Below are 3,937 nucleotides of genomic sequence, written 5' to 3'. Positions count from 1 at the left end.
TGTTCACCGATTTCTGCAAGACGTTCTTCGAGCAGGACGATCTGGTGCTGCGCTTTCGCCCCAGCTTCTTCCCGTTCACCGAGCCGAGCGCGGAGATCGACATCCAGTTCCAGAGCGGGCCGCTGGCGGGCCGCTGGCTCGAAGTCTCCGGCTCGGGCCAGGTGCATCCCAACGTGGTGCGCAACATGGGGCTCGACCCGGAAAAATACATCGGCTTTGCCTTCGGCATGGGGCCGGACCGGCTGACCATGCTGCGTTATGGCGTGAACGATTTGCGGCTGTTCTTTGACGGCGACATCCGTTTCCTGTCGCAGTTCCAGTAACGGCGGCTGTCACCGCCATTCCATTGATCCGTACAGCCTGTTCAGAGCAACAAATACAAACCGGGAACAGGCCCGACCAACGCCAGAGAGTTTTAAAAAGCTATGCAATTCCCAGAATCCTGGTTGCGTGAATTCTGCAACCCCCAACTCACCACCCAACAGCTTGCCGATACCCTCACCATGGCGGGTCTGGAAGTCGAGGAGCTGGAGCCGGTCGCGCCCGCGTTCACCGGCATCGTCGTGGGTGAAATCAAGGAAGCGGTGCAGCACCCCGACGCGGATCGCCTGCGTGTTTGCAAGGTGGATGTCGGCGCGGGCGAACTGCTCAACATCGTGTGTGGTGCTCCGAACGCGCGCGTCGGCATCAAGGTGCCCTGTGCGATGGTCGGCGCGGAACTGCCCCCCGGTGAGGACGGCAAGCCCTTCAGGATCAAGGTCGGCAAGCTGCGCGGAGTGGAAAGCCACGGCATGCTGTGCTCGGCCAAGGAATTGAAGATCGCCGATGACCACGGCGGCCTGCTTGAATTGCCGCTGGATGCGCCGCTGGGCAAGAATATCCGCGAGTACCTGAATCTCGACGACACGCTGTTCACGCTCAAGCTCACGCCGAATCTGGCGCACAACCTGTCGGTCTACGGCATCGCGCGTGAAGTCTCCGCATTGACGGGTGCACCGCTCAAGACACTGAGCTTCCCGGCCGCCACGGTCGGCACGCAGGACAAGCTGCCGGTGAAGATCGAGGCCACCGATCTGTGCGGCCGCTTCTCCGGCCGCGTCATGCGCAATGTGAACGTGCAGGCGAAGACGCCGCAGTGGATGGTCGATCGCCTCGCCCGATGCGGTCAGCGCAGCGTGTCGCCGCTGGTCGACATATCGAACTACGTGATGTTCGAGCTGGGCCGTCCTTCGCACATTTTCGACCTCGACAAGATCCACGGCGGCCTCTGCGTGCGCTGGGGCAAGGTGGGCGAGCAGCTCAAGCTGCTGAACGGCAGCACCATCACCATTGACGATTTCCTGAAGGTCGGTGTGATCGCCGATGACAAGGAACTCGAATCGCTCGCCGGCATCATGGGCGGCGATGCAACGGCTGTCTCGGACGACACCAGGAACATCTACATCGAAGCCGCCTTCTGGTGGCCCAAGGCGGTCGCGGGCCGCTCGCGCCATTTCAATTTCTCGACCGATGCGGGCCATCGTTTCGAGCGCGGCGTGGATCCCGAAGGAACCGTCGAGCACATCGAGCGCATCACCCAACTGGTGCTGGAAATCTGCGGCACGCCGGACACGGTGGCGGGCGCCATCGACGACCAGAAGCCTAACATGCCCACGGCAAAGAAAGTCGCGCTGCGCGTCGAGCGCGCGGCCAAGGTCATCGGCATGCCGCTCACGCAGCAGCAGTGCCATGATGCGCTGGCTGGGCTCGGCCTGCCGACGGAGCAGGGCGACGGCGTGCTGACCGTGACGGCGCCTTCCTTCCGCTTCGACATCAATCTCGAAGAGGATCTGATCGAAGAAGTTGCCCGCATGATCGGCTACGAGAATCTGCCGACCGCCAAGCCGCTGGCTCCGATTTCGCCCCGGCTGCGCGCCGAAAACCGGCGCGGCGCCTACGACGTGCGTCATTTGCTGGCAGGACTGGGCTATCAGGAAACCATCAACTTCAGCTTCGTCGAGGAAAAATGGGAGAGCGAACTGGCGGGCAATGCCAGCCCGATCAAGCTGCTCAACCCCATCGCCAGCCACCTGAGCGTGATGCGCTCGTCGCTCATCGGCTCATTGCTGCAGGTGCTGAAATTCAACGTGGACCGCAAGGCCAGCCGCGTACGCGTGTTCGAGCTGGGCCGCGTCTTCCTGCGGGACGACTCCGTCCCGGAGAGTGACACCACGGTCAAGGGATTCCGCCAGCCGATGCGCGTGGCGGGCCTGGCCTATGGCGCCGCCGAGCAGCTGCAATGGGGCGCGAGCGATGCCAAGGTGGATTTCTTCGACGTGAAGGGCGACGTGCAAGCGCTGCTCGCGCCCAGGCAAGCCACGTTCGAGCCGGCGGAGCATCCGGCCATGCACCCGGGCCGCTGCGCCCGCGTGCTGCAGGACGGCCGCGAAATCGGCTTTGTGGGCGAGTTGCATCCCAAGTGGCGCCAGAGCTGGGAGCTGGCCCATGCGCCCATCATTTTCGAATTGGATCTGGATGCGGTGCTCGCGCGCGACGTGCCGGTATTCCAGCCCGTATCCAGGCAACAGGCTGTCGAGCGCGACATCGCCGTGGTCGCCGCGGAAAATGTGACCCACGCGGCCGTCATGGATGCCATCCACGCGGGTGCGCCGAAGGGCGTGCTGCGCTCGGCCGTGCTGTTCGACGTATTCCGTCCCAAGGCCGGCTCCGCGGGCGGCCTGGCGGAAGGCGAAAAGAGCCTGGCCATCCGCCTGGCGCTGGGCACGGACAACGCGGCCCTGGCCGAAGCCGACATTGAATCGGCCGTGCAGGCGATCGTGCAGTCGCTGGCGGACAAAGTGGGAGCGAGATTGCGATGATGACGCTCAATGACGATACCGGAGCAGGCGAGTTCACTGTGGAAAGCCTTGAATCTCCGGCGCTCACCAAGGCTCAGCTGGCCGACATGCTGTTCGAGCAGATCGGCCTGAACAAGCGCGAGTCCAAGGACATGATCGACGCCTTTTTCGATCTGATCGTCAAGAGCCTCGTGAGCGGCGACGACGTCAAGCTCTCCAGCTTCGGCAATTTCCAGATCCGCACCAAGGCGCCACGCCCGGGGCGCAACCCGCGCACCGGCGAATCCATTCCCATCGAGGCGCGCCGTGTGGTTACATTCCATGCCAGCTCCAAGCTAAAGGAGCAAATTCAAGGCGAGATCAAAGACTGAGGAGAATGTCCGAGCGTATTTGTACGGATGCTTCCCCAATCACAATAGGGGTGTTTTCGCTGGAGTACTCTTGATAGATTTTCCCTCACTGTCATAGAACACACATGAGCACAGTGCTGCCACCCATCCCGGCCAAGCGTTACTTCACCATCGGCGAGGTGGCGGAACTGTGCGGGGTCAAGCCACATGTGCTGCGCTATTGGGAGCAGGAGTTCACCCAGTTGCGCCCCATGAAACGCCGTGGCAATCGTCGCTACTACCAGCATCACGAAGTACTGATGGTGCGCCGCATCCGCGACCTGCTCTACGACCAGGGGTTCACCATCAGCGGTGCGCGCAACCGGCTTCAGGAGCTTGCCCATTTCGGCAAAACCGGCGCCAGCCAGTTGGCGATCGCTGAAGAAGACACCACGTTCCACCCCGAGCTGGATGAGGCCGCCGGCAGCCTCGGCCCGGACTTCGGCGCGCCGCCGCCTGACGCCGCGGCACCCGAAACCCAGATTCCCCAGTCCGAAGCCGTGCATGCATCGAGTGACGCCAGCGTTGCCGGGTGCGCGCTCAGCATGCGGGCCATCAGAAAAGAGCTGCAGGAAATTCGTGCTCTTTTGTTTTAGAGGCGAAAAACTACTATATAATCTAAGTCTTGTCGGCGTGTAGCGCAGCCTGGTAGCGCACTTGCATGGGGTGCAAGGGGTCGCGAGTTCGAATCCCGCCACGCCGACCATTTAT

Annotated in this window: 4 protein-coding genes and 1 tRNA gene; all 5 read left to right on the top strand. The window is 62.5% G+C overall.

Annotation, left to right across the window (positions count from 1 at the left end):
- Positions 1 to 323, top strand: a 323-nt coding sequence (locus ABWP92_RS16750; RefSeq protein ID WP_502907560.1) for a tRNA ligase subunit PheS family protein, incomplete at its 5' end; no start/stop codon positions are given.
- Positions 324 to 425: 102 nt separating this feature from the next.
- Complete coding sequence (pheT, locus tag ABWP92_RS16745) at positions 426 to 2,858, top strand: phenylalanine--tRNA ligase subunit beta (protein WP_353236539.1); 2,433 nt, start codon at positions 426 to 428, stop codon at positions 2,856 to 2,858.
- On the top strand, positions 2,858 to 3,208 hold the full coding sequence (locus ABWP92_RS16740; protein WP_353236540.1) for an integration host factor subunit alpha: 351 nt from the start codon (positions 2,858 to 2,860) through the stop codon (positions 3,206 to 3,208). The genes pheT and ABWP92_RS16740 overlap by 1 nt, the downstream gene beginning before the upstream one ends.
- 104 nt (positions 3,209 to 3,312) lie before the next feature.
- Positions 3,313 to 3,822, top strand: a complete 510-nt coding sequence (locus ABWP92_RS16735) for a MerR family transcriptional regulator (RefSeq protein ID WP_353236538.1) — start codon at positions 3,313 to 3,315, stop codon at positions 3,820 to 3,822.
- Between the two features lie 33 nt (positions 3,823 to 3,855).
- Positions 3,856 to 3,932, top strand: a tRNA-Pro gene (locus tag ABWP92_RS16730).
- The last annotated feature ends 5 nt before the right edge of the window (positions 3,933 to 3,937 follow it).

The sequence above is a fragment of the Diaphorobacter ruginosibacter genome (assembly GCF_040396215.1).
GTDB lineage: Bacteria > Pseudomonadota > Gammaproteobacteria > Burkholderiales > Burkholderiaceae_C > Diaphorobacter_A > Diaphorobacter_A ruginosibacter_A.
Note: the sequence above shows the minus strand (reverse complement) of the source record. Positions and strands in the feature narration are given on the sequence as shown.